This window comes from Pseudanabaena sp. UWO310, from assembly GCF_006861605.1.
Taxonomy (GTDB): Bacteria; Cyanobacteriota; Cyanobacteriia; order Pseudanabaenales; family Pseudanabaenaceae; genus Pseudanabaena.
Window position 1 is genome coordinate 21,454 of sequence record NZ_SELU01000009.1, and the last position, 26,502, is coordinate 47,955.

The 26,502-nt window shown below is 45.2% G+C and carries 14 protein-coding genes; 7 read left to right on the top strand and 7 right to left on the bottom strand.

Annotated elements, in window-relative coordinates; translation table 11 throughout:
* Positions 1–73: 73 nt before the first annotated feature.
* Entirely contained in the window at positions 74–1,087 is a 1,014-nt protein-coding gene (gene dusA, locus PseudUWO310_RS04710) for a tRNA dihydrouridine(20/20a) synthase DusA (protein ID WP_142599460.1), read from the bottom strand.
* Positions 1,088–1,205: 118 nt separating this feature from the next.
* Here dusA and purN point away from each other — a divergent pair, with 118 nt between their 5' ends.
* From purN to PseudUWO310_RS04735, 5 genes are all read left to right on the top strand, one after another.
* On the top strand, positions 1,206–1,877 hold the full coding sequence (gene purN / locus PseudUWO310_RS04715; RefSeq protein WP_142599462.1) for a phosphoribosylglycinamide formyltransferase: 672 nt from the start codon (positions 1,206–1,208) through the stop codon (positions 1,875–1,877).
* Positions 1,878–2,028: 151 nt separating this feature from the next.
* Positions 2,029–3,522: a UDP-N-acetylmuramoyl-L-alanyl-D-glutamate--2,6-diaminopimelate ligase gene (locus PseudUWO310_RS04720; RefSeq protein ID WP_142599464.1), complete on the top strand. Its 1,494-nt coding sequence runs from the start codon at positions 2,029–2,031 to the stop codon at positions 3,520–3,522.
* A gap of 345 nt (positions 3,523–3,867) precedes the next feature.
* The gene (locus PseudUWO310_RS04725; protein ID WP_142599466.1) at positions 3,868–7,224 is read left to right on the top strand and encodes a response regulator; all 3,357 of its coding nucleotides are present in this window, start codon (positions 3,868–3,870) and stop codon (positions 7,222–7,224) included.
* Between the two features lie 282 nt (positions 7,225–7,506).
* Positions 7,507–8,403 (top strand): ABC transporter permease, encoded by an 897-nt coding sequence (locus PseudUWO310_RS04730; protein ID WP_142599469.1) that lies wholly within the window; start codon positions 7,507–7,509, stop codon positions 8,401–8,403.
* On the top strand, positions 8,400–9,110 hold the full coding sequence (locus PseudUWO310_RS04735) for a hypothetical protein (RefSeq protein ID WP_142599471.1): 711 nt from the start codon (positions 8,400–8,402) through the stop codon (positions 9,108–9,110). Before PseudUWO310_RS04730 ends, PseudUWO310_RS04735 begins: the two co-directional genes overlap by 4 nt.
* A 5-nt stretch (positions 9,111–9,115) precedes the next feature.
* Here the strand turns inward: PseudUWO310_RS04735 and PseudUWO310_RS04740 are convergent, their stop codons facing one another.
* The 5 genes from PseudUWO310_RS04740 to hpsA form a co-directional block, all read right to left on the bottom strand.
* A complete protein-coding gene (locus tag PseudUWO310_RS04740) occupies positions 9,116–9,622 on the bottom strand; it encodes a Tfp pilus assembly protein FimT/FimU (protein WP_142599473.1) in 507 nt (168 codons plus the stop codon).
* Positions 9,623–10,108: 486 nt separating this feature from the next.
* On the bottom strand, positions 10,109–10,813 hold the full coding sequence (locus tag PseudUWO310_RS04745; protein WP_142599475.1) for a Tfp pilus assembly protein FimT/FimU: 705 nt from the start codon (positions 10,811–10,813) through the stop codon (positions 10,109–10,111).
* Positions 10,814–10,843: 30 nt separating this feature from the next.
* Positions 10,844–12,316, bottom strand: coding sequence for a hypothetical protein (locus PseudUWO310_RS04750; protein ID WP_142599478.1), 1,473 nt, complete (start codon positions 12,314–12,316; stop codon positions 10,844–10,846).
* Positions 12,317–12,337: 21 nt separating this feature from the next.
* Positions 12,338–13,144 carry a prepilin-type N-terminal cleavage/methylation domain-containing protein gene (locus PseudUWO310_RS04755; RefSeq protein ID WP_190315904.1) on the bottom strand — a complete coding sequence of 269 codons (807 nt, stop codon included), beginning with the start codon at positions 13,142–13,144 and terminating at the stop codon, positions 12,338–12,340.
* Positions 13,145–13,368: 224 nt separating this feature from the next.
* Positions 13,369–23,073: a hormogonium polysaccharide biosynthesis protein HpsA gene (hpsA, locus tag PseudUWO310_RS04760; RefSeq protein WP_142599482.1), complete on the bottom strand. Its 9,705-nt coding sequence runs from the start codon at positions 23,071–23,073 to the stop codon at positions 13,369–13,371.
* Positions 23,074–23,297: 224 nt separating this feature from the next.
* Between hpsA and PseudUWO310_RS04765 the strand changes: the two genes are divergently transcribed.
* On the top strand, positions 23,298–24,386 hold the full coding sequence (locus PseudUWO310_RS04765; RefSeq protein WP_223805538.1) for a cupin-like domain-containing protein: 1,089 nt from the start codon (positions 23,298–23,300) through the stop codon (positions 24,384–24,386).
* Between the two features lie 221 nt (positions 24,387–24,607).
* Here PseudUWO310_RS04765 and PseudUWO310_RS04770 read toward each other — a convergent pair whose 3' ends face one another.
* Complete coding sequence (locus PseudUWO310_RS04770; protein WP_142599484.1) at positions 24,608–25,993, bottom strand: glycosyltransferase; 1,386 nt, start codon at positions 25,991–25,993, stop codon at positions 24,608–24,610.
* Between PseudUWO310_RS04770 and PseudUWO310_RS04775 the strand changes: the two genes are divergently transcribed.
* Positions 25,992–26,450, top strand: coding sequence for a Rieske (2Fe-2S) protein (locus tag PseudUWO310_RS04775; RefSeq protein WP_142599486.1), 459 nt, complete (start codon positions 25,992–25,994; stop codon positions 26,448–26,450). The genes PseudUWO310_RS04770 and PseudUWO310_RS04775 overlap by 2 nt on opposite strands.
* The last annotated feature ends 52 nt before the right edge of the window (positions 26,451–26,502 follow it).

Below are 26,502 nucleotides of genomic sequence, written 5' to 3' on the forward strand. Positions count from 1 at the left end.
AAATCAAATATAAAAATCAAATATAAAAATCAAATCCCAAGGATGAGTGGCGCGCCACTCATCCTTGGGATAGTTAATGAATGGCGGTAATTGCTGCGCGAATTACCTCAGAACCAGCCCCAACGAGGCAAGATCTATCGGTGAGAATGCGCTTCCAAAGACGGCTACCCGCTTGACCGTGAAATAATTGCAGCATATGGCGGGTGATTTTATGTAACCTCAATCCCTTTGCCATCCATTCATCGATATAGGCAATCATGGCTTCGGCAACTTCTAGGCGACTACGGATCGGAGTCTCATCACCAAAAAATTCGCGATCGCTAGTGGCAAATAGATAGGGATTATCGTAAGCGGCTCGTCCGATCATTACGGCATCGACATATTTTAACTGTTCGTGGGCTTGCTCTAGGGTGATCAATCCCCCATTAATTTCAATGAATAAATGGGGAAATTCCTGTTTGATCCGATGGACATCAGCATAGCGCAGTGGTGGAACTTCGCGATTGTCCTTGGGGCTGAGCCCCTGTAACCAAGCCTTTCGCGCATGGATGGAAAATCGCCGACAACCTGATTCGGACAGAATTCGCACAAAGTTCTGCATGTCTTCATAGCGATCGAGTTCGTCAACCCCGATCCGATGCTTGACGGATACGGGGATCTTGGTGGCGGCACTCATCGCTTCAATGCATTGAGCGACGCGTAGGGGCGTTTTCATCAAGCAAGCGCCAAAATGTCCGCTCTGCACGCGATCGCTCGGACAGCCCACATTTAAATTAATTTCGTCGTAACCCATATCTTCAGCAATCCGAGCGCATTCGGCAAGATCTTGGGGATTGTCGCCCCCAACCTGTAAGGCAAGGGGATTTTCTTGGGGTGAGAAGCCCAAGAGATAGGCGCGATCGCCATGCTTAATGGCGGCACTAGTGACCATTTCCGTATAGAGCAAAGTCCGCCGCGTAATTTGGCGCATGAAATAGCGATAGTGGCGATCGGTGCGATCCATCATCGGTGCGATGCTAAGGGGATGGATGGGGAAGCGATCGCTCTTTGCCTGTGTAGGAATTGGCATTGCCGATAAAGGAGTCATGGTTGGAAAAGGAATCGTCGTGGCTTTGAACTTGCTTGCCCTATCTTAATATGCGTCATGGCGTAAACCATGTAGTAAACTTGGGACGGCTATTTTTGTTTAGAGGTATCGAAGATTCGTGAGTTCGCCAGAGATTTCATCCACCACCCCAGATTTATCTCAGGATGCCCATGGGCATCAAGGTAATCGAGATGAGTGCGAGCGTTCTCAAGGTATCACTACTCTTGCGGTCTTAGCATCGGGAAGCGGCAGTAATCTAGAAGCGATCGCTAAGGCGATCGAGAAAGGACAGCTACTCGCCAAGATTGCCGTAGTGATCTATAACGAACCCGAAGCCTATGTCAAGCAACGTGCTGATAAATTTGGTATTCCCGCAATTTTGATTAATCACCGCGATTACAAATCCCGCGCAGAATTAGATAGGGCGATCGTGGATATCCTCAAGCAGTATCACATCGATCTGGTGATCATGGCAGGTTGGATGCGCATCGTCACCCAAGTGTTGATCGATGCTTTCCCAGAACGAATTCTCAATATCCATCCGAGTTTATTACCAAGTTTCAAAGGCATTCATGCGATCGAGCAAGCTTTTAACTATGGTGTAAAAATTACGGGCTGTACCGTCCATATCCTCAGCCTAGAAGTCGATAGCGGCAGAATTCTCAAGCAAGCAGCCGTGCCGATTTTGGCAAGTGATAATTTGATGGATTTGCAAAAACGCATCCAAGTACAGGAGCATATTATTTATCCAGCCGCGATCGCTGAATATGCCCAATCTTTGACGAAATAGGATTAGGCGGCGCTTCGCGCCGCCTAATCCTACATATCCTGCACCCCAAGGGTGCGTTCTTTTATGGGATAGGCGAGTATGTTGTCACAAATCGAGATTTCATGTCAGAATTCTGAGATTATTTTGTGCTCTTGAGAAAGGATCGGCAACTATGCGTTTAGGACAATTGCTCGCGTTAGCAGGTTACCAAAATTCTCAGCCTGAGTTAGATGGGCTAGAAGTAGAGCGAGTAATTACGGATTCGCGTCATTGCCAAGCAGGGGATTTATTTATTGGGATGACAGGCACACAGGTAGATGGTGGTAAATTTGCACCCCAAGCGATCGCTCAAGGGGCGATCGCCGCGATCGTTTCCCATGCAGCCTTAGCCGCTTTACCCAATCCCGCAAAAGCGATCGCTGTCGATGATGTGGTCGTAGCTTGCAGTAAGATTGCCACCGCTTTTTATGACTACCCTGCCCAAAAGCTGAAATTAGTGGGAGTGACTGGAACCAATGGTAAGACTACTACCACCCACTTAATCGAGTTTCTGCTCCAAACCCAATATGCCGTAGCTTTGTTTGGCACGCTTTACACCCGATGGGCGGGTTACTCCCTGACCGCGACCCATACCACTCCATTTGCTGTAGATCTACAGGAACAGCTTGCCAAAGCGATCGCCGCAGGCTGTGATGTGGGTTTGATGGAGGTTAGCTCCCACGCCCTCGATCAACAAAGGGTATTAGGTTGCCCCTTTGAAGCAGCAGTATTTACCAACCTGACACAGGATCACCTCGACTACCACAAAGACCTCGAATCCTATTTTCAAGCTAAGGCTTTGCTCTTTGGTGACAACTATTTACAGGGGCGAGCGATTATTAACTTGGACGATCCCTTTGGTCAAAGGTTGGTAAAAATGCTGGGTGATCAGCCTTTCTGGAGCTATAGCATCAGCAATCCTCAAGCTGACTTTTACACGGAAAACTTGACCTACCTGCCCAATGGGGTGACGGCAACCTTGCATAGTCCCCAAGGCTCGATCGCGTTTAAATCACCGTTAGTGGGGCGCTTTAATGTCGAGAATATCTTGGCGGCGATCGCGACGGCTTTACATATGGGCATGAGTTTGTCGGAAGTAGTGAGCCGATTGCCAGAGTTTAAGAATGTACCTGGTCGGGTGGAGCGGGTACAGGTTAGCGCCGATCAAGATGTCACGGTGGTGGTGGACTATGCCCATACCCCCGATAGTCTCGAAAATCTACTGGAGGCGATGCGTCCCTTTACGCAACGAGAATTAATTTGTATCTTTGGTTGCGGTGGGGATCGCGATCGCACCAAGCGTCCTTTAATGGGTGGGATCGCCGCTAGGCTTGCCGATCGGGTCTATGTAACTTCGGATAATCCCCGTACTGAAGATCCACAAAGCATCCTCAATGATGTGGTTGTGGGGGTTAAAGCTCATATTGGTGATAAACCTATGATTGTAGAAGGCGATCGGCATAAATGTATTCAAACAGCTATCATTTCAGCTCAAGCAGGCGATACAATTTTGATTGCGGGAAAAGGTCATGAAGACTATCAAATTATTGGGCGGGAGAAAATCCATTTTGACGATCGTGAAGAAGCACAGGCGGCTTTAATTCATCGTCGCAGCTTGTATCACTAGCTAGCTCAAACCCCTTGCTTTTAAAGAAAAAAATTGGTTAAATCCTAGGCAAAAACACGTAAGGAGGATCGGTTATGATGCAAAAGGAAGTATATTCAAAACCAAGCTGAGTCGATCAATATTTGACTCTTTTGCATTTAGTTCAATAATCTATCTTAATTCTGAGAACAATCGTACAACTTTCAGGATAGCCATTGATAGACATTGATAGGCATTGATCACTCTATGATTATTCTATGTTTGTTAGGCTTCTTTACTTCTAGAAATGTGGATTTTTGTATAATAAATCACTAATCCCCAGATTCAGATTACTTTGGTATCAAAATTTTAGGAAGAAATAGCTACATGGGTTCGCAAACTGCCCCCAAACCTAAGCTGCTAGTTATCGATGATGAACCCGATAACTTAGATTTGTTATTTCGGACTTTTTATCGAGATTATCAAGTTCTGCGTGCCAATGGGGGGCCAGAGGCATCAGAATTACTTGATCGAGAAGGGGAGGTCGCAGTAATTATCTCCGATCAAAGAATGCCGATCATGAGTGGAACGGAATTCTTAAGCCAAATGGCGGTGAAGTATCCAGATACCATGCGGATTATTTTGACGGGTTATACCGATGTTGAAGATTTGGTAGAGGCGATCAATACTTGCAAAGTATTCAAATATGTCACCAAACCTTGGGATGAATTTGAACTTAAAAATGTGGTGCGGCAGGCGATCGATACTCACAATGTTCTTCGCAATCGTACCGCTGAACTGCGGCGCACGCTGCGCCAACAATCCCTGCTAAATGCGATCGCTTCCTCCGTTGATAGTGCAGCTCCCTATCGCGAGAGCATTGCGGCGATCGCTGAGTCAATCGCCCGAAATTTTGATGTTTCCGCCAGTATTTTGCGTTTAGTGGAGAATAGCGTTCTTTCCGAAAGCTATTTTACCTATGGCAATCAGTCGTTTCCAGATTTGCCTAAGCTGGTGAAAATTCTCACCCTGCGATCGCAGATCGTGCCAATTAACGATATTGCCAACGATGAGCGCATCTCTGAAACTGACAAGGCTATCTATGCCGAAGCTAATATCAAGTCCGTTCTCTATGTGCCTCTAGAAGTACAAAAAGAATGTCTGGCGATGCTAGCTCTTTATCACTGTGACAGTCCCCATCTATGGAGTACAGACGAATTAGATTTAATTGAGTTGGCTGCTGACCAAGCAGCGATCGTCAGCTCGCGCACTAGAGCCTACGATCGCATTCAAGAACTGGCGAAGCGCGAATCCTTACTCAATACGATTACCAGTACTATCCGCTCTAGTCTCGATCCGCAAAAGATCTTTGCATCGATTACGCAGCAATTGGGGCAAGCCTTAAATTCTGAAAGCTGTGCCTTATCCCTATGGACAGAAGGAGATAATTACTTACGTTGTGTCGGGCTACATTTGCTGGATGAAAATGAAGTAATTAATAGAAAAGAAAATCCTGATGGCTCCTTGCTGCCTCAATCGAGCATGAATATTTCTTGTAATCCCGTCTTCCAAGCTTTAATTGAATTAAAGCAGCCCGTGGCGATCGCGGATTTACATGAAAATCCAGAATGGAATATTACCGACCTTCCTTTGCGTTCTATTGCGCGATCCCTACTAGTCGTTCCCTTACTGTCTGAAGGGAAGATTATTGGTAGTATTTCCATGCGTCAAAATAAGCTGCCAAGGCAATGGCTACCAGAAGAGGTGTCCTTAGTGCAAGCGGTTGCCGCTCAAGCCGCGATTGCCGTACAGCAAGCCAATCTTTTCCAGACAACACGCCAACAAGCCCAGCAGCTTCTGGAATTGGATCGCCAAAAAACAGAATTTTTTCAGAACCTGTCCCACGAATTTCGCACGCCCCTCACCCTCACCATTGGTCCCCTAGAAGCGGCGATCGAACAATCGAATCCACTCCCTTACGAACAATCGGTGATTGCCCTACGGAACTGTCGCAGACTATTGCGGCTCGTCAATCAATTGCTGGATATCCAACGGCTGGATGCGGGCAAAATGCAAGCCTGTTTCCGTCCTTGCAATCTGGTCGAATTTGCCAGTCAAACCATAGATTCATTCCGTCCCTACTGCAATCGCAAAAATATTAATTTACTGAGTGAATTTAGTGACTGTCCCGATATTTATTTAGATCTAGAGAAATTCGATAAGGTTCTCTACAATTTGCTTTCCAATGCCATGAAATTTACTCCTAATAATGGCAATATTACCGTTCGCATTCATACGGACGAAGATGGTAAGCGTTGTATTCTCAGCGTCCATGATACGGGCATTGGCATCCGCGAAGATCAAATTCCCTTTCTCTTCGATCGCTTCCGTCAAGCAGAAGGTTCTGTCAATCGCAGTTATGAAGGTAGTGGCTTGGGATTGTCACTGGTTAAAGAATTGGTAAATCTGCATGGTGGTGATATATCCGTATCCTCGGAATATGGATTTGGTACGACCTTTGCGATTTCTCTTCCTGCTGGTAAAACCCATTTACCCCCTGATCAAGTGACGAATATGCCAGCGGATATCCAGATATCTCGCGCGTCGATCGAACTGGCTGATCTCGAAACTGATCTCAATACCGATGAAGATGCGATCGTAAATAGCGGCGATAATCCATCTTCGAGTCAAGAGCAGGCTGCAAAAATATTAATTGTCGATGATAACCGTGATCTGCGGAGTTACTTGCGGCGTGTTCTCAATCAAGCTGGCTATAAGGTGATTTCTGCCCATAATGGCGCTCATGGTTTGGTCAAAACCAAACAGTACCGCCCCGATCTGATCGTGACGGATTTAATGATGCCCCAAGTGTCAGGCTTGGATTTAATTGCCTTAATTCGCCAAGATCCGCAATTGGCAGGTACTCCCATTATCTTATTGACGGCAAAAGCTAATGAAGAGACTCGCATTGAAGGCACAGAAATGGGGGCAGATGGTTATCTGGCTAAGCCTTTTAACGATCGCGAATTGTTGGCTGAGGTTCGGAATTTGCTGGCTCTCAAAACCAACGAGCGAAGGGTAGCCCAACTTAATCTCTATCTCACGGAGTCGGTTCTCAAGCGATTTTTGCCTCCTGGTTTGGTATCTAAAGCTGCTACGGGAGAGCTAAGTCTGGACTTGCGTCCCGAACCGAGGATGATTACTGTTCTCTTTACCGATATTGTGGGCTTTACTTCGTTATCCAACACGTTAAGATCACGCCGTGTTTCGGAATTGCTCAATCAATACCTTGGCGCGATGACCGAAGCCATTTTTGCCAATGGGGGGACGGTCGATAAATTCATGGGTGATGGCATTATGGCGCTTTTTGGTGCGCCCGAGGATTGCAGTCCTAATGAACAGGTGCGTCGTGCGGTGAGAACGGCCAAGCATATGCAGCGATCGCTAGCGCAACTGAATGAGCAATGGCAAACCCAAGGGATTCCCAAGGTTAGATTTCGTTGTGGGATCCATCAAGGTACGGCGGTGGTGGGAATGTTTGGTAGTGCAGAGCGATCGGACTATACGGCGATCGGTCCTACGGTAAATATTGCTGCCCGTATTCAAGCGGCGGCGGAACCCGATTGCATTCTGGTATCGGCAGCGGTTGCGGATTATCTCAATGATGAGGAGTTACGCAAACGCGAACCTCTGAAGCTCAAAGGCGTTGATGAGACAGTGCTCACCTTTTTTGTAGATAGCTAGTAATAGCAAGGGACTTGCCCTTTAATGAAGTACCAAATATAAAACCAGAATCGGTGGAGCGGCGGAGCCGCTCCATCGATTCTGATAATAAAGTTGCGCCCCTACGGGACCCAACTTTATGGGTTTGGGTAATTTATTTTGCACAATTACTTAACTTGGTATAAAACCTAAAACCTGTGGCGCAAGCGATGCTTGCGCCACAGGTTTTAGCTATGGTTTTTAATTATGCTCAGTTACTTAACGTTATGATTGATACTGTGGCTAATTTGTCCAGATAACTATATGACTCAAACATCCCTTCCCCCCATTACCACCCAAGCAGCCCCACCTGAAAATCAATTTGTCCCTGAAAGCCAAGCGCCGCATTCTTGGTCTGCGGACTTTCTTCAAGAAGTGACAGCCTTAACTAAACGCCTATTTATCCAATTGCGTCGCCGTCCCACTACCTTGATTGCAGGGGTGTTACAGCCCTTGATGTGGTTGCTTTTGTTTGGAGCATTATTTAGCGGGTTGCCTAAGGGGTTAGTTGGGGACGATCAGACCTATGTGCAGTTTTTGGCGGCGGGGATCGTGGTATTTACGGCGTTCAGCAGTGCGCTGAATTCGGGATTGCCGATGCTGTTCGATCGCGAATTTGGGTTTCTGAATCGGATTCTCGTTGCGCCCCTAGTTTCCCGTTTTTCAATTATTGTCGCTTCGGCAATTTTTATTATGGCGCTGAGCATGGTGCAAACCGCAGCGATCGTTTCGGTCAGTGGATTTATGGGGGCGGGTTTACCAAGCTTGAGCGGCTTGCTAGTCATGTCGTTAATTTTGATGCTCCTGATCGTGGACTTTACGATGTTGAGTTTGGGGCTTGCCTTTGCCATGCCTGGACACCAAGAGATGCTTGCCTTTATTTTCTTGGTGAATTTGCCCTTAATGTTTTCGAGCACGGCCCTTGCGCCACTTGCCTTCATGCCTACTTGGTTGCAGTGGATTGCCAGCCTGAACCCATTATCTTGGGCGATCGAGCCAATTCGTTATGTGTATAGTCATGCCACATGGGCTTGGCATAGCGTAATTTTTACGGCTCCTTGGGGTGATATGACGATGCTCGAGGCGGCGATCGCCCTAGGTGCTTTTGGTGTCTTGGTCGGATTCTTTATTCGCGGTACTCTGCGCCGAGGCATAGCATGATTGCAGATATGGGTGAACTTCCTGCTTTTCCTGAAGTTCAACCCTTTGCCGATAACTGGTCATACCTTAAAGCGGAACTTGCTTGGCTCGATCGCGTACTTATGCGATCGCTAGCGAAACAGCGTCAAACCGATCGAGAAATCGATCGCGTTGCCAAAAATGCAGCCGATCGCTCCACTAGTCATTGGTGGAAAGGTTTTATTGCGATCGATCCATCTAAAGGCGGTAGTCAACTCCCCAAACATCCGCCTCAGACTAATCACCCCCTAGGACGCTTTGGCGATCGCCTAGAAGCTAGCCGCGAACAAAATATCCGCCTCGCGATCCCCACCCTATGCGATCGCTTAGAACTCGATCGATTTGATCGAGATCTGCTAATCCTCTGCCTTGCTCCTGAAATTAGTCGCCGTTACGAAAGACTGTATGAATTTCTGAATAATGACAATAACAACAATAAGCAACCTACCGTCGATCTAGCGCTACGCCTGTTTTGTCGCTCCGATGCGGAATGGCGCAAGGCTCGTAACTCTCTTACGCCCCAATCCCCATTAATTAAACGCAAAATTATCCAGCTTTACCTTCCCTCGAATAGCTCCTCGCGATCGTTGCTTGCCAAAGCCATGCTCGTGAGCGAAAAGGCAGCTACCTATTTTCTCAGTGAGGATTTACCCATTGAGTCAATTATTCCTAAACCTAGAAAGAAATAAAATTTTTAAGTCTGATTGCATTCCGTACCTTCAGCTTGACGTATGGAGCCTAAGACTGTGGAAACAACCACGCATTTTTTGCGATCGCCCGATCTAGAAACAAAAGTAATACGACCTAATTCCCCTAAGCCATTAGGATTGCCCTGATGCTTAAACTGCACCCGATATACATCGGGTTCGGGAATTGCCGTAAGTTTGGTTAAAGTCGTGCGCGGTTCGGGTTCGCTATTGTCCACAATTCTGACCCCTTCCTCAAAATTTTGCCAAGGGAGGTTATTCCAATAGGCTGCGTCGGTAGAAGTAGTGGGAGATTGATGAACGGCATATTGCGCAAATCTAGTGGTATTTCTAAAAGTTGCCTGCCACATACTTTGGGTGCGTTTGGCATTGCTTTGCGCCATGCGAAGGGTGCTCAAAGCAATGCTTTGGGCTGCGTTAAGTCTTTGGTTATTGGCAAAGCTGAGCCAAGATGGGGCAGCGATCGCCGCGAGTATGCCGATACTAATCATCACAACTAAGATCTCGAGCAGTGTAAACCCTAAAATTCCATGATGGCGAGGTCTTTTCCTCTTTCGATATGCGCCCATAGCTTTCAGTATTAAATCTGATGATTCTTGGTTAAATTATAGCAAAAAAACTTTTGTTCATCTGCTTACCGAAAATCAGCCGATTTAATAGGGGTAATAGATATGAATCTATGGGTTTGGGTTTTAATTATCAAAAGTGTAGCCACACTTTTGATAATTGGTATTAATTATCAATCAAACAAACCAAGGAAATTTTTGAAAGCGTGGCGAAGCAACGCTTTCAAAAATTTCCTTGGTTTGGGTTTGAACGCAAAGCGTTGTAAACAACAAACCCAATAAGGTTTTGAGATTCCCAAAATGGCGCTGCCATTTTGGGAATTGGTATAAAATCCAAAATATTGTTGCCGCGCGGAGCGCGGCAACAATATTTTGGATTTTAATTTTGTCCTAGACTGGCGGCAGCTATATCTCCTAGCAAGTGGTTGGTTTCTTTCCTGTGGCTAGAGCGCCAAGTATAGTTTGAATTTTTACCCAACCTGTATTCTGAGCACCAGTGGGATTAGATGTACTGAGATTAATGCAAATAGGAAGCTGGTTAGAATTGGGATCATAGATAAAGCCCCTCGCGTCGAACTCAATGTATCTATAGCCATTGGGATCGGTGGGGATATTATTTGCGGTATTCGTTACCGAGGCAAAGACTATACCTTGATCTAAAGATTGTAGACCTCCATTACTTCTCACGTTATCGAGCCGAAAGGTAGAAGTATCAACAAAGGTAATCCTAGTCCGCGTACTATAGCTAGTGGAGTTTTGGGTAGCGCTCTGAGCTGTTTGGTTATTGTTAGATTGTCTTGCTTTCGCATCTGACTGAGCAGTTTTAATGGCTTGAAAGACTTTGGTTTGCGAAGCATTGAGCCGTTGATTGTTCACAAAACTCAACCAAGATGGCGCAGCGATCGCACTAAGAATGCCTACCATAATCATGACTACCAGAAGCTCTAACAGCGTAAACCCAAGAGATTTACCATAGCGATCGCGATGTTTTGAGTATCTGCTTTTAGATTTCAAGGGTTGGAGATATTTTTTGAGGATATGCGGTAAATTTCCTAAAAAATAGCCAAATTTGATTAGTAACAATCTTAAATAAGTTCCTAAATTATTAAAGTTGAGCATGGTTCTTTTCCCTGAAGTTAGCTGAAATGACTATTGCTTAATGCCAATGGCGCTGCGACCGAAGGCTCGTACATCTACAACTGGGAAAAATGGGGTATTGGTCGATGTTGGCGTACGATTAGACAAGGGAACTCCCAAACGAGCAAGGGCATTACCCCTTAGATAAACTCTGGCAGTAACGCTTTCAGGCGCTACACAGGCATAGAAACTACTGAGATTTGATGGATTTGTTACTGTACTTGCGGTAGATGAAAAGTCAGCAGGGACTCTTTGTGTTACCGCTCCAGTAAGGTTGGAAGCGGATAGGGGATTGGGATTTCCTACACCTACGGAAGGATCGTCACAGTCGGGATTGGTAGTAGTAGTTACTCCTGAAATAGTAATATTCTTGCCGATTGGAACGTTAATGCCAGCCGAGGCAACCGCCGTAGAACCCGTACCTGCGGCATTGCTACCACCGCCTTGGTTAGTCTGATATTGCGTATCATCCATGAAATCTACTAAAGCTACAAACGGATTTGTATTAAAATCATAATAATCAAATTTTTTGAATGCAGAGGCTTGAGAAGAGAGGGTACCAGTGCCAGTAAAACTTATTCGGAGAAAACCTTTATCGGGAACGATGAAATAACCACTACGGTCTTGCTGAACAGTAGAAGTAATCAAAGTCGAGGTAACAGGTGTAATTGTAAGAGGTGTACCTGTTGCTGCAGCTCCTGCTCTATTTACTGCGGTGGAGGTTGGACAGTTGCCAGAAGTATCGGAAATCGAACCACCAGTACTGCAATACCAAACATAGCCATCTTTAAGCTCCCATCTCAAAATTCGCGCTGTATTTGACCAAGTAGAGCTGTTCAAATTTGCGTCGCTTTTAAGATAATAGGCAACCAGCGAATTTGTATAGTTAGCCATACCATAGGGAACTTGATAAGGGTTTGTAGCTGCATTACTTGAGGTGCAATTAGTTAAAGCCGTAGTTGGGGGGACGCTTGTTGGATTGTCCTTATAGGGCATACAGCCAAGAATTTGCGACCCACTTGTAGCATTAGTGTAACTTCGAGTTGAAGAGGGATCGTAATAATAGCGTTTCCAAAAAACTAGGACTGGCGTACAACCATTGTTTGCGTTACATTCAGTGCTAAGGGTTCCTCCATCGGCGATCCCTTGTCTATGGGGAAGTTGATCATTGATAGCCGCGAGCGCATCAGCCCCATATATGTAAGTAGCCTCTTGAAGGTCGTCAGCAATATAGCTTATGGCAGCTTGTAATTCTTCTTGAGCGTTGGATTTCGCGGTTTCTTTGCGATCGCTATCCAGCACGCCCAACAAAAAGCTAAGAAGCGTGACCACCATCAGCGCTGCTATAAACGATGCAACTAATAGTTCGAGCAAGGTGAAACCAGATATCGATGCTCGCCGATGCTTTCTCAAGAATGGAGGATTTGGCGATCGCGATATTCCTTTGCGCTGCCGAGATAAAAAATTTTGGAGAAGAGTTTTCACAGCATAGACTCCTTTGCTTTACTAATTTGAGCCAATACCAGTTTGGATATTGTTAAGGTTGGTAGCATTCACGGTTGGTAATATCTGTGATCGCATGGTCACAATGGGGCAATTGCGAGGGAGTGGATTGCCAAAGGATGAAGCTGATCTAGAACAGTTAATTCCATCAGAACCAGTTCCCGTCGCAAGGGTCAAACCACTATAGAGAGCATCAGCACGATAGACCCTCACCGCCAGCCAGAATCCTTGATTTTTCAAATCTGTAGAAGCCGTAGCTACTGTATTGAGTGGACCGCTTCGCATCGGCTGGATAAAAAAGTTTTGGGGATCACTATAAAAGTTTTGTGGGTTGGCACTACTATAAGCATTGCCATTCGGAGAAACACAAATACCTGGTACAGTACCTCCAGGGACATTATTAGCGATATTTTGGCAAGCCGTACTACTGAGCGGAAAAGTTGTTATTGTAGGCGCGACAATTGTCTCAAAAGTATATTGAGCTTGGGCATTTCCTGAGGTAGCAGAATTGTTGTCTCGAACTAAATTGCTGGGGAATTTGGTCGTATCAATCACTCCGCCTCTCACTGCATCAATGTACGATCGCGCGGCTTGAGTTGCCTGATCGACTCGTCGCGAATTAATTCGTGCAGAAGTCGTAAGCGCAACCATCGGTGTAATTGCCGCAATTAAAATGCCTACAACCGCCACCGCGACGAGGGATTCAAGTAGCGAGAATCCCGATTCGGAATCGGTTAAATAATTAGATCGCCCGTTCTTGAGGAGATTAGCAAGATTACGAGCGATCGCGATCATCGATACTTTGTGCATAGTTACGTGCGTAATAATTTGTGAAGTTCGATTGTTTCGATTGTCTATAGCTCGAAAATTGAAATTGCCCATAACCCACCATCTTCCAAGAATGAGAATGATAATGCAGAATTTTAAAAAAGTCTTTAATTAATTTGTATTTTAATTGGATTTTAATTGGATTGTATTTAGTAAAGGTGAGAAATAATTTATTTCACCACCTTTACATTATTTGCTGGCGATCGTTACTTGTAGACAATACTGGGAGTGTCAGCGGCAGTCTTACTGCCAAAGGTTGCGCTGTTGCTAGATGCAAGTGTGTCGCAAACTGCGCGGCGATCAGTTCCTCTCAAGACTCTCTTAACATACAGAGTAGGATCTGTGCCCAATCTCTCAGGCAAGCCAGCATTAACTGGCGAAGTGTTGGGGCTAGTCGCGGTCGGATCGGTCGGCTCTAAGGCGCATAGTAGCGATTGCAGCCAAGGATCGTCACTATTGACCTCTCTAAAAAACTCATTGGATCCGGGGATTGGGACTGCAAAGCGCTGGGCAAAGAGATCAGGTTGCTGAGTTAGTAGACCCACATCATAGCCCCAGAGACGAATCGGTGGTGAATAGTAAGGAATGTTTAGTGCAATGTTAGTTGTCGATTGATAAGACAGATCGAAACCGCTCATACCACCATTTGCTAAGTTAGCCACAATGGGTTGGGCTGGATTGATAAATATCGTTTTGATATCACCATAAACGACTCCATTACCATATTGCCCGCTACTACTCTGAACCGATGGCGATGTTGGTGAGAAAGGAGCAGTTGCGTAAGTGCTTCGAGCGTTTTGAATGAATCCACCAGATATTTTGAGAGGAACCTTGGTCCAGTTCTCAAGGAAACGCACAAAGTTTGCCAATCCGCCACCAGTTTCAGCCGAGGAGACCGTTGTATTTGGACTTACTCCAGTCCTTGCAGCGCCAATCGTACTAGAGGTTGTATAACTCACGCCTTTTCTTGATGGGGATGCACCAGCAACAAAGTAAGCATTGACCTCAGTTTTGGTCGGACGAATCGTCCATTGCCCCGCCGTAGAGGAAGGCAACCCATTAGTACCAGTGAAACTTGAGTCAATCTGAGCGATTACATTGTTTGGAGTGGTGACATTGGGGAAGTGGACTTGGAGTACGGGTTGGAGTGCGGGTTGATTTACCTGCGTCATGGCAGTCATCAGCGTTTGGTTACTAATGAGTGCTTGATTTGCATAAAATCCTAAGAATCTTACGCCTCGGAAGGATGTGTTGCCATCTAATACCGCGATTTCGGTAGTATTGTTTGCAGTAGCACCGCCGTTCGGCATTGTACCGATAAAGTTACCAGTAATTACATTAGGTAGACTTGGAGTGCCCGAAAACGTTAGGTTGACCGCACTTAAAAAGGTTCCAACAGCCCCGCTAGATATAGTTACTGGCGAACCGCCTAGGGTAGTTGATAGTTGGAAAGTAGTGCTTGAAGAAGGACTTGCAGGTATGACGTAGTAAGGGATTCCTGCTGTTAATCCTCCTGAAGAAGTGGATGCGAATACTGGCTTCCCAGAACTGAAAGCATTAGCAGTTGGAATAGTAATTGTATTGGCAGATACACTTGTAATAGATTGACTGGAACTAGTTCTGGGGAAGACCCAGAAAATATTATTAGGATCGACTCCATCTAAGTTCACGCGGAAGCTATTAAATACAATGTCTTCGGCTGAAGAAGCCATCATGATGAAGACTGGGTCGGGACCACGACGGATGCTGGTTGGCGTACAAGTACTATCAGCAGCAGAATCGTTAATATTACCTGTATAAGTTGGATTGGCGCAGTTAGCTCTAAAGGTCAGCGTACCCGAAAGAGTTCTGGTACCAGCGATCGCCGTACCAAGATTACTCAAGTTATAAACGTGAACCTTATTATTGGCGTAGGTGTTTTGCGCTCTCAAGGATAGATTGATGTTTCCACTGAAATTTCCAGAACCAGCAGAAGTTAGAATTAGAGGGGACGTACTCAAAGATGTTAGCGGCGCACCCCCCATAGTTAGCGATAAATTAAAGGTCTGTGGCAAGGGTGAGGTCGCACTAGAAGAGGCTGTCGCCGCAGTTACATCGCGAACGTAGTAAGTCATATTGGCGGTCAATCCTCCTGGAAGACCTGAGCCAGACAATACTACTGGCTGATTATTTACCAAGTTATGTCCTGCAGATACCCTGAATGTACCTGTCGCAAGGTCGGCTGCATTTAAGGTGAAAGCGTTCTCACTATAGATTCCGTGGTTCAACGGGCGCTTATCGGTGGCGGTAGTGGGGATCTGAGTGGTGCTGTTATATCCATTGCTATTAGTCGTATCAAGTTGTACGGGACTACTATTATCAGGCAAGCCTACAAACTTGTTAGCTCCAGTATTTCCTGGAATGAATTGAGTGCTGAGTAAACCAGTACCACCCGTCAAAGCTCCAGCAGTGCCACCGTAAGTATTACTACCCATGAAGTTAGCGATCGCTAAACTAGCTGTATTCGTTCCATTCGGGCAAGATCCACCGGATATATTGTATTGGGGTGTAGTGTTACCATATTGATCTTTGAACACTTTGTTCACGGATTGGTAAGCGCTCGACATGCCAGTTCCACCGCATACTGCATAGGTAGTTGCGGGAAAAATAGAGCCTGAGGTATTTCCACTACTGTTGTTGTCGCTAGGGAAATGGGGGTTATAGGGAAGGTTAAGGTTGAGGAGGTTGGTTGACCCAGAGGTTGTCGTGCTGCTGCCATAAGTAAAGGTTTGTGATGTGCAACGAGCATCTACGAAACCAGTGGTTGAGTCAATACAAACAGTGTCGGGTAGCATCAACCTACCCATCGAATTCAGATTTGCTTTTAATGTATCGGAGCCACCAAAAGGACCACCCCCGATCGAAGGAAAGCTCAAGTTATTGATGAAGAGGTTGTTAGTGTTATAAACAACTCCACTACCCTCTCCTAGCCAGTTACCGTTGCTATAGGCTGAGCGATACCATAGAGTTCTATTCGCAGTTGGTGGCAGAGAAGTACTCATTTGTGAGTTGCTACCATTGCCAGCATTGGTGTCAGTCAAGTCACCAGGCAACATCGGAATCTCGCCTAAGGTTTGAGGTGAAGGCGGGATTTCAGGGAAAATCTTATTATCCCTACTTGTAGCAGGTGTTTGGCTATTGTCTAAACTGTTGAGAGGGAAAATCTGAAGCAGTCCAGATCCCGCGGTAGTGCCATTGATTGCAGTACCAGTGGGACTTGTGGCAAGTTGGAATGTGTAAGGTTGATAGGTGCCGCTTGTGCCGCCCGAATTAATAACGTAATAAGTAGTAGTACCTGCAGTGAATGGAGCTGGTAAAGCACCGCTACTATTGACCGTTAGAATCACTGGCTGACCGTTTAAGAAGTTATTACCAGTTGCCGTGAAGTAATCGGATGCGGTATCGAAGCTGAATGTAAACCCATTTCCCCACACGTATTGCCCGATCTGATTACCACTATTGCCGTTCCACGATGGTGAAGTAAATACGCGAGGATAGACATCGGAAGATGAATGGTAAAACGGATAGGCAGCAGCAGGTGGTGAAATTATCGAGAGAGGCATACTCGACCCCGCATGGGTGCTGCTCATGCGAGTGGGCATACTTGCTGTTGCATGAGTGCTACTCAGTCGGGCGGGCAAGCTCGCAAATATGGGTACGTCAGGTAGCGAGTTGTTGATTACCGGAGTCGGAGTTGTAGGTGGTGTTGTTGGTGTGGGAGTTGTAGGTGTAGGTGTAGGTGCTGTTGGTGTGGGAGTTGTAGGTGTGGGAGTTGTAGGTGTGGGAGTTGTAGGTGTAGGTGTAGGTGCTGTAGGTGTCGGACAAGCTGCTGCTGTGGTTTTAGATCTTGGAGCGTCATCGTTGTTGTAGGAGGTATTTGTAGCACTTGGACTACCACAAGCAGGAGCCGCGGGAGTAGGAGGAGTAACGTTGGCATTTGTACTAATCGTCCCAACCCGATAGGACGATGCATTAGTACTTTGAGCGCTACCTGTGGAGAGATTTCCATAGCCAGTGGTTCCAGTCGCGTAAGTGACATTGGAACCAGCGAGGTTATCGATACTGAGTCTAAATTGTTCGGTGTTATTTTCGTTAGCACTATCGCGAACGACCAGAACGGAGAGTACTTTGGTGTCGGGGTCGTTACCAGGATCGGTCGGTCCATTCCACGCAATGACCGTGCAATACTGCTGGAGCAACGATGTTGTTATTGTTTTGTCAGGACATTGAGCGCTTTCGGGTGCAACGCTTTGAGCGCTAGTCGCACCTGCTCCCAAGCGCGGGTATGGACTGCCAAAAAGTACGTTTACAGTGCCCGTGCCAGTTGTCATGCTTAGATTGACTGGAGTAGTACCATTAGTGGTTGTCCCGTTATACAAGCGGTTGATGTAATCGACTTTAGTATTAGTATTCCCATCGGTAAATAAGGGGAATGCATCGCCAACATCACCTGGAACCGCCTGAGTTGTGTAGTTACCACTGGGGAATGGATACAGCGTAACCTTCACCCTTACCTGTTGACCTGAACCCAAGAGCGATCGGTTGTTGAGTTTGACACCAAAGTCAAAGCGCTTGTAAACGGCGTTGTTAGTACTTCTACTGCCAAAGTCAGCAGTATTCGCGGCAGTCGCTGCTAATACTCCACTACCACCAGTGTTATTGTCATAACCGTTAGCACTGGTAGCAGTAGTACCAGTACCAGTACCAGTACCAGTAACGTTACCAAGTGCACCAGTTGCTGTTGTGTCGGGAGGTGTTCCCTGATATCCCTGACCGACTCCAGGTGTAGTTGTACCCCAGTTAACAGATGGTAGAGTAGTCGTGCCTAACTGATACTCTAGCGTTCCACCAGTATTTTGATTTCCTCTTCTTCCTTCAACAAGAGTTAGATCGTTACGTTGGTAGTTACCCGAACTATCCACATAGCCCAGTTCGACTGATACTCCCGAATCCCCGCAACCTACAGTTCCATAGCTACTTTTATTATTAATATTAAAGGGTGTACCTAACGATCCCATGATCATTGGGTAGGTATAGCCTGTAGCAAGATTGCCATTATTTACACCGATGGGTAGCGGCCAAGACTGGTTGTTCTGACCAGGGCAATTGCCAGCAAAAATCAGTTGCTGGTTGCCATCTTGGTAAATATCGTCGTAACGAAGGAATGACGGGCGACGTGCGTAGCGGAAGTCACTCAGAGCAATATAGCGAGGTGCACCTGCTGGTGTAGAGACACTATTAGCCCCCGCCAACACCGTAATGTCGGGTAGAGTTGTCGTACCCGCGCCAGCCTTAACCCAATCCGAGAAAGTACATTCGGTAGAAGGGATTTTGCGGCAGATCTCCATGCCATATTCGTTAAAGTTAATGCGCCGCTGCACGGGCGTAACGCCATTAGCGTTATAGCTAGCCATATTGCCATTAACTGGAGTCGACGAATTGGGCGATCCCATCCAAGTATTGCTAGTCGTACCCGTACCGAGATCGGAATTGAGCGGAGTTAACCAAGCCGAGCTAGTTAAGAAATTGTTATTGAAGAAGCCATTGCGACGCAAGTTGAGAACGTAGCTACTATCCTTTAAGGTGTCGCTGTTATATAGAGAAGGATTTAACTGGGACTGCCAGTTGATGCTGGTAGAAGTATTGGCGTTATTGCGAAGGTCAAAGTCGCCATCGGTGCGATAGCCATCGCGGAAATTAGCAGATAGAATTGTTACTGCATCGGCTAAAACCGTCGTAGCTCTCCATTCGTCCCCATTAGTACAGTTTGTATTGGAACCAGGTCTGCAAGCAAAGTCTCCATTTAGCTTGTCAGCTGCCCCATTATTTGCATGGCGAGTGTAGAAGTTGTTCCATACATTAGTGAGTTCCGTTGCTGTGGGCGGATTGGACAGGGTTTCATTGAGTAACTTCGTAAACTCTTGCTGAGTATGCTTGTTAAATCCAGGAGTGGCGGTAGTGCTCAAAGGATCGTACTGAGCCTTGATATAAACTGGATTGTTGGAAACTAGGGTCATTCCCTTTTCGCCTTGAGTAGCCGCAGTCCAAGGATAGCTAGCGTAGGTGGTTTCCGAAACTGGAAGGCTACCGTCAGCATTGCCGAGGTTGCTAGTTTTGAGAGCGCTACGCCACAGACGCAGACCATTTATCAGCCGAATGCCATTGGGCTTGCGGGTGGGATCGAGGAGAAAGTCTGTAGAGCTGAGGCTGCTTTGATCGCTGCTGAGTGTTGTGGTTGGATTGCCAGATGCATCGGTACTGTAATAACTCAAGTCAGGTAGTGCATCTTCGCGGGTAGCGTAGACAACGCCACTATAGGGAAGCAAAAAGTCAGTAGCAACACCCGTAGCATTGATCGTACCTGTAACAGTAGAACCACGCATCCGATCTAGATCCATATCGGTGGTGCGGATTTCGAGAGGTTGGCGTTGCTCGATCTCTAGATCGTAGATATCGCCGCGATTTTTAGTAGCCGCCGTGCCAGTAGCGTACAGACTACCCGTTGAAGTGGAATTGTTTCCGTTAGCACCTTCGGTAAGGGATTCGTTGCGGTTGAGAGATTTGACTTCTCGACCATCAAGAAATGCAGCTTCTCTAAAAGTGCCGTGCGGTAACTGAATCCCTGAAATGGGAGATGCGGGAGTGCCAGTCGCGAGAGTGAGAGAACCATCAAGAATTTGCAACGCGCAAAGGTTGGCATCGAGGGTTGATTGTTGTGGCAATGTGAGTTTTGCTGCCGCTGCGGTGGTGACAGCCTGCGTGTAAACGATCTTTTTAAGTACGGCACGCAAATTGGGATTTACAAAGCGACCGTTCGGGAAGATGAGATTGGCTTGATAGGCAAGACGATCGCCGAGATTGGTAGTACTATCGGCAGGATTTCTAGCCCCATCCTTAAATTTATAAATATTGGAGGGAGAGAGAGTTGCGCTGACCGTACTGAGGGTGTTGTCATAAAACATCCCTAAATTGGGATCGTATTTAATATTAGTGAAGGCTACAGTTGTGTCAGAGGCAGTTTTGCCAACTTGATAGACTAAGCCATTATCCGAGCGTCCGTTAGTTGCACCATTCCAAGGAGCTGTCGATGCATTTTTGGCAGTAGTAGGATTGGTGGGATCGTAGTAACTGCTGACGCAAGCGATCGGTCTTTGGTAAGTCGTTGGCGCACCAATTGCATTGTAAGCACTGTATTTATAGTAATAGATTGCCGAGGCTCGCATTTGCAGATCGCCTTTACGACTATCCGCAGAGTTACCACTCGTCATGGGCATGGAGTCCGGCCAGACGACATAGTTACGAGGTGCTGGATCGAATGTCGTGGTATCGCTTGCAATGGCAGGTGCGGCGTAATAGGTTTGCTTGTAAGCGTGATAGGGATCGTCAAGACTAACTGTGGGATTGTCTATAGGCTGTCCGTTCCATAACGGAGCGCTAGATTCATCTACGTTGACTGTAGTTGTGTTGTCGACAACTCCCGTAACGAAGCGCGGTAGAAAAGTTTTATCGGTGCGACGGCTATAGATACCAGCATTGGTAATTATCCTAATCCCACCAGTCGTGGGTGAAACGTTAGCGGTAGTAACGGTTGGATTAGTAGGATCGGTAATGGTCGGGTCGGTAGCAGCCGATAGTTCCCAAAAACCGCCACGATCAGTTACCCCTAGATTGCTGAGAGGGATTGCCTGAGTATAGCGATAGCGCTCAACCGATCCAGCGGTACTTTCATTCGGGTCGTTCCAGAAGACTGATGAATCTGTGGAGATGTAGTTTTGCTGGGAACCGCTAACATACCCCAGAATGTTGGTACTGGGATTTACGTAGAGCCAGTAAGCGGGTAAACCATTACCAACCAATATGCGATCGCCTGCCATTCTCTCGCTATTAGCCGCCACATAGCTGGGATCGCTTGCGGCTAAACTGAGGCGATTAGTTATTCCCGTCGGACGTAGTAGGGTAAAACCGTTAGCTGCATCATAGATGGTTCCCTTTCCATCAAAACCAGCACCAGTGGATAAGCTATAGTTAGTCAAACTCTTGCCAAAGTTGGTATTGGCGAAGCTGGGTAACATCCAAGAGACGGGAGGTGCTAAATCTGGAGCGTTGGGGAATCCAGGAACGGCAATTTCTGTTAGTAAAGTGGATGGGACAGTATCTGTCCCCTTAAAGGGCACTTCACGGAACGATACCTTATGGATGCGGGCTTTGAAATAGGTCTGATAGGCAGAAACCCTAGCGGCATCGACTTCAGTCTGAGAGGATAACGCCCCATCTAGAATCCTACTAACTAGATCGGTTTGAACGGAGGTAGGATCTTGTTTATTGGCATAGTTGAGGTTGCTAGTGCTAAAGCCTGAGGGTAAAGGAAAACTAACTGTAACGGTTCCTCTTCCATCTGGACCACTAATAGCATCATTTACCAGCAAGTTAATGCGATTGTTAAAAGCAAAATCGTTAAGTGCTAGATCGGAGCTAAGATTTCCAGCTGCGTTAGGATCGACACTCTGATTGGTTTCATTGATTAGTTTGACACCTCCTGCGGTCGTGTCGGGCGGTTTGCCTGCACCTAAAAACAGGTGTACCTGTACGTTACCCGTAGCGCTTGATGTCGTTCCAGTTTTGTCTGGAGAGAGGGTTGTGGTGTCATTATTCAGGGCATCTCCTTCAACAACGTTACCCGCGATAACCATCTGGCTATTTGATTCTGTGTAATAACAAGAACCGAGTAAGTTAGGATTTGAAGGGTTATCTCCCGAACTGCTAACTTGATAGAAGGTAATATTACTATTGCTTGATGCACCTACCATCAGGTTGCCAGAACTGTAAATCCGCCCGTTGATGCGGAAAGTTGCTACGTTAACCAGTTCCGTATCGCCTTCAAAGAAAACAGCATTATTGTTTTGAGGCGATCGAGCCCGATCTTGTTGAAGTTCTACAGCAGCGATCGATTTTGGCCCTGTATAGACCTCATATAGAGCTTTTTGTGATGCATTAGAAGGAAAACTTGCCGTATCTGTAATGGGTACGGTAACAGCATATACAAAGAAAGCTTTACGGAGCTTATTGTCTCCAGAGGATGACCAACCTCCATTACTAGCAATATTTGTCAATCCTCCAGTGGAAACGCAAGCGCCCGATAGAGTAGTTTCATCCATTGGTAGGGCTCTGGACTCAATAGGAACGATCGGGCGATCAGTTATAGATGGAGGACGAGCTCGAAAAAGAATACTGTATAGACCATACGAATCAAACTTACCATTATTATCGGTATCTATCGGGAATTTCCATGCAGTCGATACATACTCCCGATTCTCGATTTTGTTGCCAGTAGTGGTGGTCGTTACACTAATATTACCATCGGGTTTGGAGGTCGCTGTACCCGCATTAGCACCAGTACCAGGCGTTAAGAAGTCGTAAACAAGTTGTAAGCGAGTCTCATCAGGTAATGTATATTTACCGCTATCGGCGGACATTACAGTGTCAAGCGTGAGTTCTGGCGGTGTGGTACGCGGTAAATTAGTATCGCTTAAGAGAGCGCTAATTTTAGCGCGAGCGCGGTCTAAAACGGGCGTTGACGCACTTCTAAAGACCTGCTCTGCACGTGAATTGGATGCACTTTTTGCACGTTCCGAGGTTCTCGCAACCGTCGTAACCACTAATAAAGTGACAATTAAAGTTACTAAGGTCACAGTTGGTAACACAAAGCCGGCTGCGCGACCTTTCTTTTGCCCCTTTGATGCTCCTAATAATTGCCGTACAAATCGACGACTGATACGAATAGGACTGCCGATTTTATTCAGCCATTTTCTTAACTTGGCGATAAACTCGGCAAAGAAGCGATTGATTTTTCGGCTTTGTTTGGAATCAGACATAACTTTTACCAACCTGACTGCAATATATTACCCAAGCAAGTTACAAAAGTTACAAGTATTTTAATTAAGAGTCTAAAAATATGCAAAATTGTTCATGGTTAGGCAGATCTGCTAATTAAATTCCACAATCTATAATCTATTTACATAGCTTATTTATAATAATTTCTAGATACAATACTAGACAAAAGGTACGAGCAAACCCTTACAAATAGGAATTTGCCATTATGATGCAAAAATCAGATATGCAAAACACTCAACCAAGATTTGCTACTTTCGATCCGCGCTATGGTTCAAAGATTATAGTCACTTCCGAACCAATTACTGATGATTGGCGACGCTGGATCGCTGATAGCAAGCTTGCAGGGGATGATGACAGCCTAATTATGCAACGTCTCGTTGCACATGGCATTAGTCCTAGTGCTGCTCGATTAGAAGTGAGTTCTCTAGGAAAAAACCCATATTTTCAATCAGGCTATAAATTCGTACAAATACTCAAAAAAATAGAGTCTCACGCAAATATTCTGGCTGATCTGGCATCTCTTTCGCCCAATTCACTCAAGATTGAAAATAGAGATAGTATTTCACGAGCCGATTTTCTTGAAAATTATTACACTAAAAATATTCCTCTTATCCTGACTGGTATTACTAAAAACTGGTCTGCGCTCTCTTTGTGGAATCCTCAATATTTGCAAGATCGGTTCGGACATGTCGAGATAGAAGCGCAAAGCGATCGCAATAGCGATCGCTTATACGAAATTAATATCGATAAACACCGTCGCAAAATGCAAATGACTGACTACGTGAATAACGTAATAAATGGTGGTGCTACGAACAACTACTATATGGTGGCAAACAACGGCAATATCCAAAAAACAGCTTTGCGCAGTTTGTTAGACGATATTGAAGTGTTTCCCGAATATCTCGACCCGCAAAAAATTGATGGCAACTGTTTCTTCTGGTTCGGGCCAGCAGGAACGATCACTCCTTTACATCACGATCCTGTTAATTTGATTTTCGTACAAGTATACGGTCGCAAAGTTTGGAAGATTATCCCACCGTACTATACCCATTTGATCTATAACTATCGAGGTGTCTTTAGCGAAGTAGACTGCGAAAATCCCGACTATGCGAAGTATCCTTTATTTCAAAAAATCCCAATTATTGAAGTGACTTTACATCCCGGAGATGCCATATTTATGCCTGTAGGTTGGTGGCATGCTGTCAAGTCTCTTGACATCAGCATCTCCATGTCTTTTACCAATTTTGTGTTTCCCAACCAATATGCATGGGAGTATCCGTCAATTACCAATTAATGATGCAATGCAAGCTCTGCTTAGGGTAAATATAAAGGCGGCGCGAAGCGCCGCCTTTATATTTTATTAGTTAACGTGAGTTCGGGATAATTTGAAACGGGATTTGAGAAATAGTTTGTGTATCAAATCCTTTTTCAAAGCCCAAAAGTAAAAGCCTTGCTTATCAAGGCTTTTACTTTTGGGCTTTGAAAATTTGTTAGCTTAATCCGAACTGACGTTAGTTAAATAAATTTAATCTTTTTTGCGGCATGAAGACATGTTTTCAATAGTACAAATCCTTCTTTAATATGATGAATATTGGATTTACCATAAGTACGGGGAAAATAACGGACGGGGATATCCATGATCTTTAATCCTAATTTGGCAGCCCCAAAAAGCAGATCGAAATCCCCAAACGGATCGAAGTCTCCAAAGAAATCGCGATTTCTTGCCAATCTTTGATAATTTTGGCGTGAAATCGCTTTTGTCCCACATAGAGAGTCTTTGATTTGAGTATTGAGTAAGTAAGACAGCAAAAAGGCAAATATACGATTGGCGATACGATTGAGCCATGGCATAGTTGCTTTGCTAAGTGGATAAATAAGACGACAGCCATTTGCAAATTCGCAAGTACCTGAAGCAATCGCCTCAAAAAAATATACTAAATCTCTAGGTTGTACTGTTAAATCTGCATCCAAAATTATTAATACATCCCCTGAAGCCCTTTCAAATCCTTGCCATACAGCATTCTTTTTACCATCACCAGATTGCTTATATGCTGCGATCTTGAAGCGATCTCTATATTTTTGCTGAACTCGCAAAATCTCATCCCAAGTTCCATCGGTCGATCCTCCTTCAACAAAAATAATTTCTGTGTCGCTCCCGATTTGAGGCATATTGGTGATGCAGGCTTCAATATTTCCTTCTTCATTACGTGCAGGAATAATTACCGAACAGGTGCAAGGAGATGAAATCTGAATAATAGGACGCGCAATAATATGCTCGTTTAAACAAAATTGGTTGAATAATGGTAGTGGTGCAATTACACTATTCGCAAACCACGAAATTAATGGAATATTTTTGGGTAATAGCAATCTTTTACTATGGCAGACAACTTCAAACTGACAGAGATGCAAGAGATTGGCAACGTCACTATAGCTCAGCCAATTGAGTTGAGGTAAAGGGTTTCTTTGTCCAATTAAAGAAGCAATCTTTAGAATAATTTCCCAACTAGGGTTATGTAAAGTTAAGATTAATCGGGTTGAAGGTTGACATGATTGATGTAAGTTTTTGAGTGTCTGGGTAATATCACTGAGGTAGCTAATTGTATTTGCCATCAAAATATAGTCAAATAAAATATCTGATGAACGAAATTCTTCAGCATTGGAGATTATAAAATCTAAGCGTGGGAAGTTAGATCGAGCTTGCTCTACTGCTTGCGCATTTTGTTCAATCCCTAAACCATAGCTTGGTTGTAAGGAATTAAGTAAATAGCCAAGATTTGAGCCGACTTCTAAAACTTTATGTTCTTCCCGAACAACAGATTTATAAAAATTTTCGATGTCTCGATAATAATAAAGATTGAGATTTCGCCATTTTTGGAGACTATTACGATAAGAAATATCCATGAATCAACAGCCTACTTCAACGACAAAAATTTCTGAGATGGATAAGAATGATTTTTACTCTCACCCAATCTACATTAATCAGCTTAAACCTGAAGTTATCAACTTTATCGATATAGGGGAGGGATTGCAGGTAATTGTGATTAAACAGGAGCATGAGATCTCAATAATTAGTGACATATGTCCACACATGGGAGGCTATGTAAGTCAGGGTAAATATTGTGCTAAGTCTCAGACATTGCAATGTCCTTGGCATGGCTATATTTTCGATCTGGCTACAGGTGTTTTTAAAGAAAATCCTAATGAAGTTATTTGGGATAAACTTCGCTATCCAACCGAACATTTTAAGCCAAACACAACCCCAAAATATAAGCTTAATAAACTTGAATATGAAATCGATCAAGATAAAATTTACATCCGCAGACAACCAAAATCTGGCATACCAAAATCTGCCATATAAGTACATTAGTATATCTAAAGCATAAAGCCAGAACCTGCATCGCCCCCTGCGC

Bases quoted from the DNA above. Each gene is read 5' to 3' on its own strand.
- PseudUWO310_RS04775 (WP_142599486.1), top strand. From the start codon at position 25,992: ATGAATCAACAGCCTACTTCAACGACAAAAATTTCTGAGATGGATAAG.
- PseudUWO310_RS04730 (WP_142599469.1), top strand. From the start codon at position 7,507: ATGACTCAAACATCCCTTCCCCCCATTACCACCCAAGCAGCCCCACCT.
- PseudUWO310_RS04765 (WP_223805538.1), top strand. From the start codon at position 23,298: ATGATGCAAAAATCAGATATGCAAAACACTCAACCAAGATTTGCTACT.
- PseudUWO310_RS04720 (WP_142599464.1), top strand. From the start codon at position 2,029: ATGCGTTTAGGACAATTGCTCGCGTTAGCAGGTTACCAAAATTCTCAG.
- PseudUWO310_RS04770 (WP_142599484.1), bottom strand. From the start codon at position 25,993: ATGGATATTTCTTATCGTAATAGTCTCCAAAAATGGCGAAATCTCAAT.
- PseudUWO310_RS04735 (WP_142599471.1), top strand. From the start codon at position 8,400: ATGATTGCAGATATGGGTGAACTTCCTGCTTTTCCTGAAGTTCAACCC.
- PseudUWO310_RS04745 (WP_142599475.1), bottom strand. From the start codon at position 10,813: ATGCTCAACTTTAATAATTTAGGAACTTATTTAAGATTGTTACTAATC.
- dusA (WP_142599460.1), bottom strand. From the start codon at position 1,087: ATGACTCCTTTATCGGCAATGCCAATTCCTACACAGGCAAAGAGCGAT.
- PseudUWO310_RS04755 (WP_190315904.1), bottom strand. From the start codon at position 13,144: ATGCACAAAGTATCGATGATCGCGATCGCTCGTAATCTTGCTAATCTC.
- PseudUWO310_RS04725 (WP_142599466.1), top strand. From the start codon at position 3,868: ATGGGTTCGCAAACTGCCCCCAAACCTAAGCTGCTAGTTATCGATGAT.
- hpsA (WP_142599482.1), bottom strand. From the start codon at position 23,073: ATGTCTGATTCCAAACAAAGCCGAAAAATCAATCGCTTCTTTGCCGAG.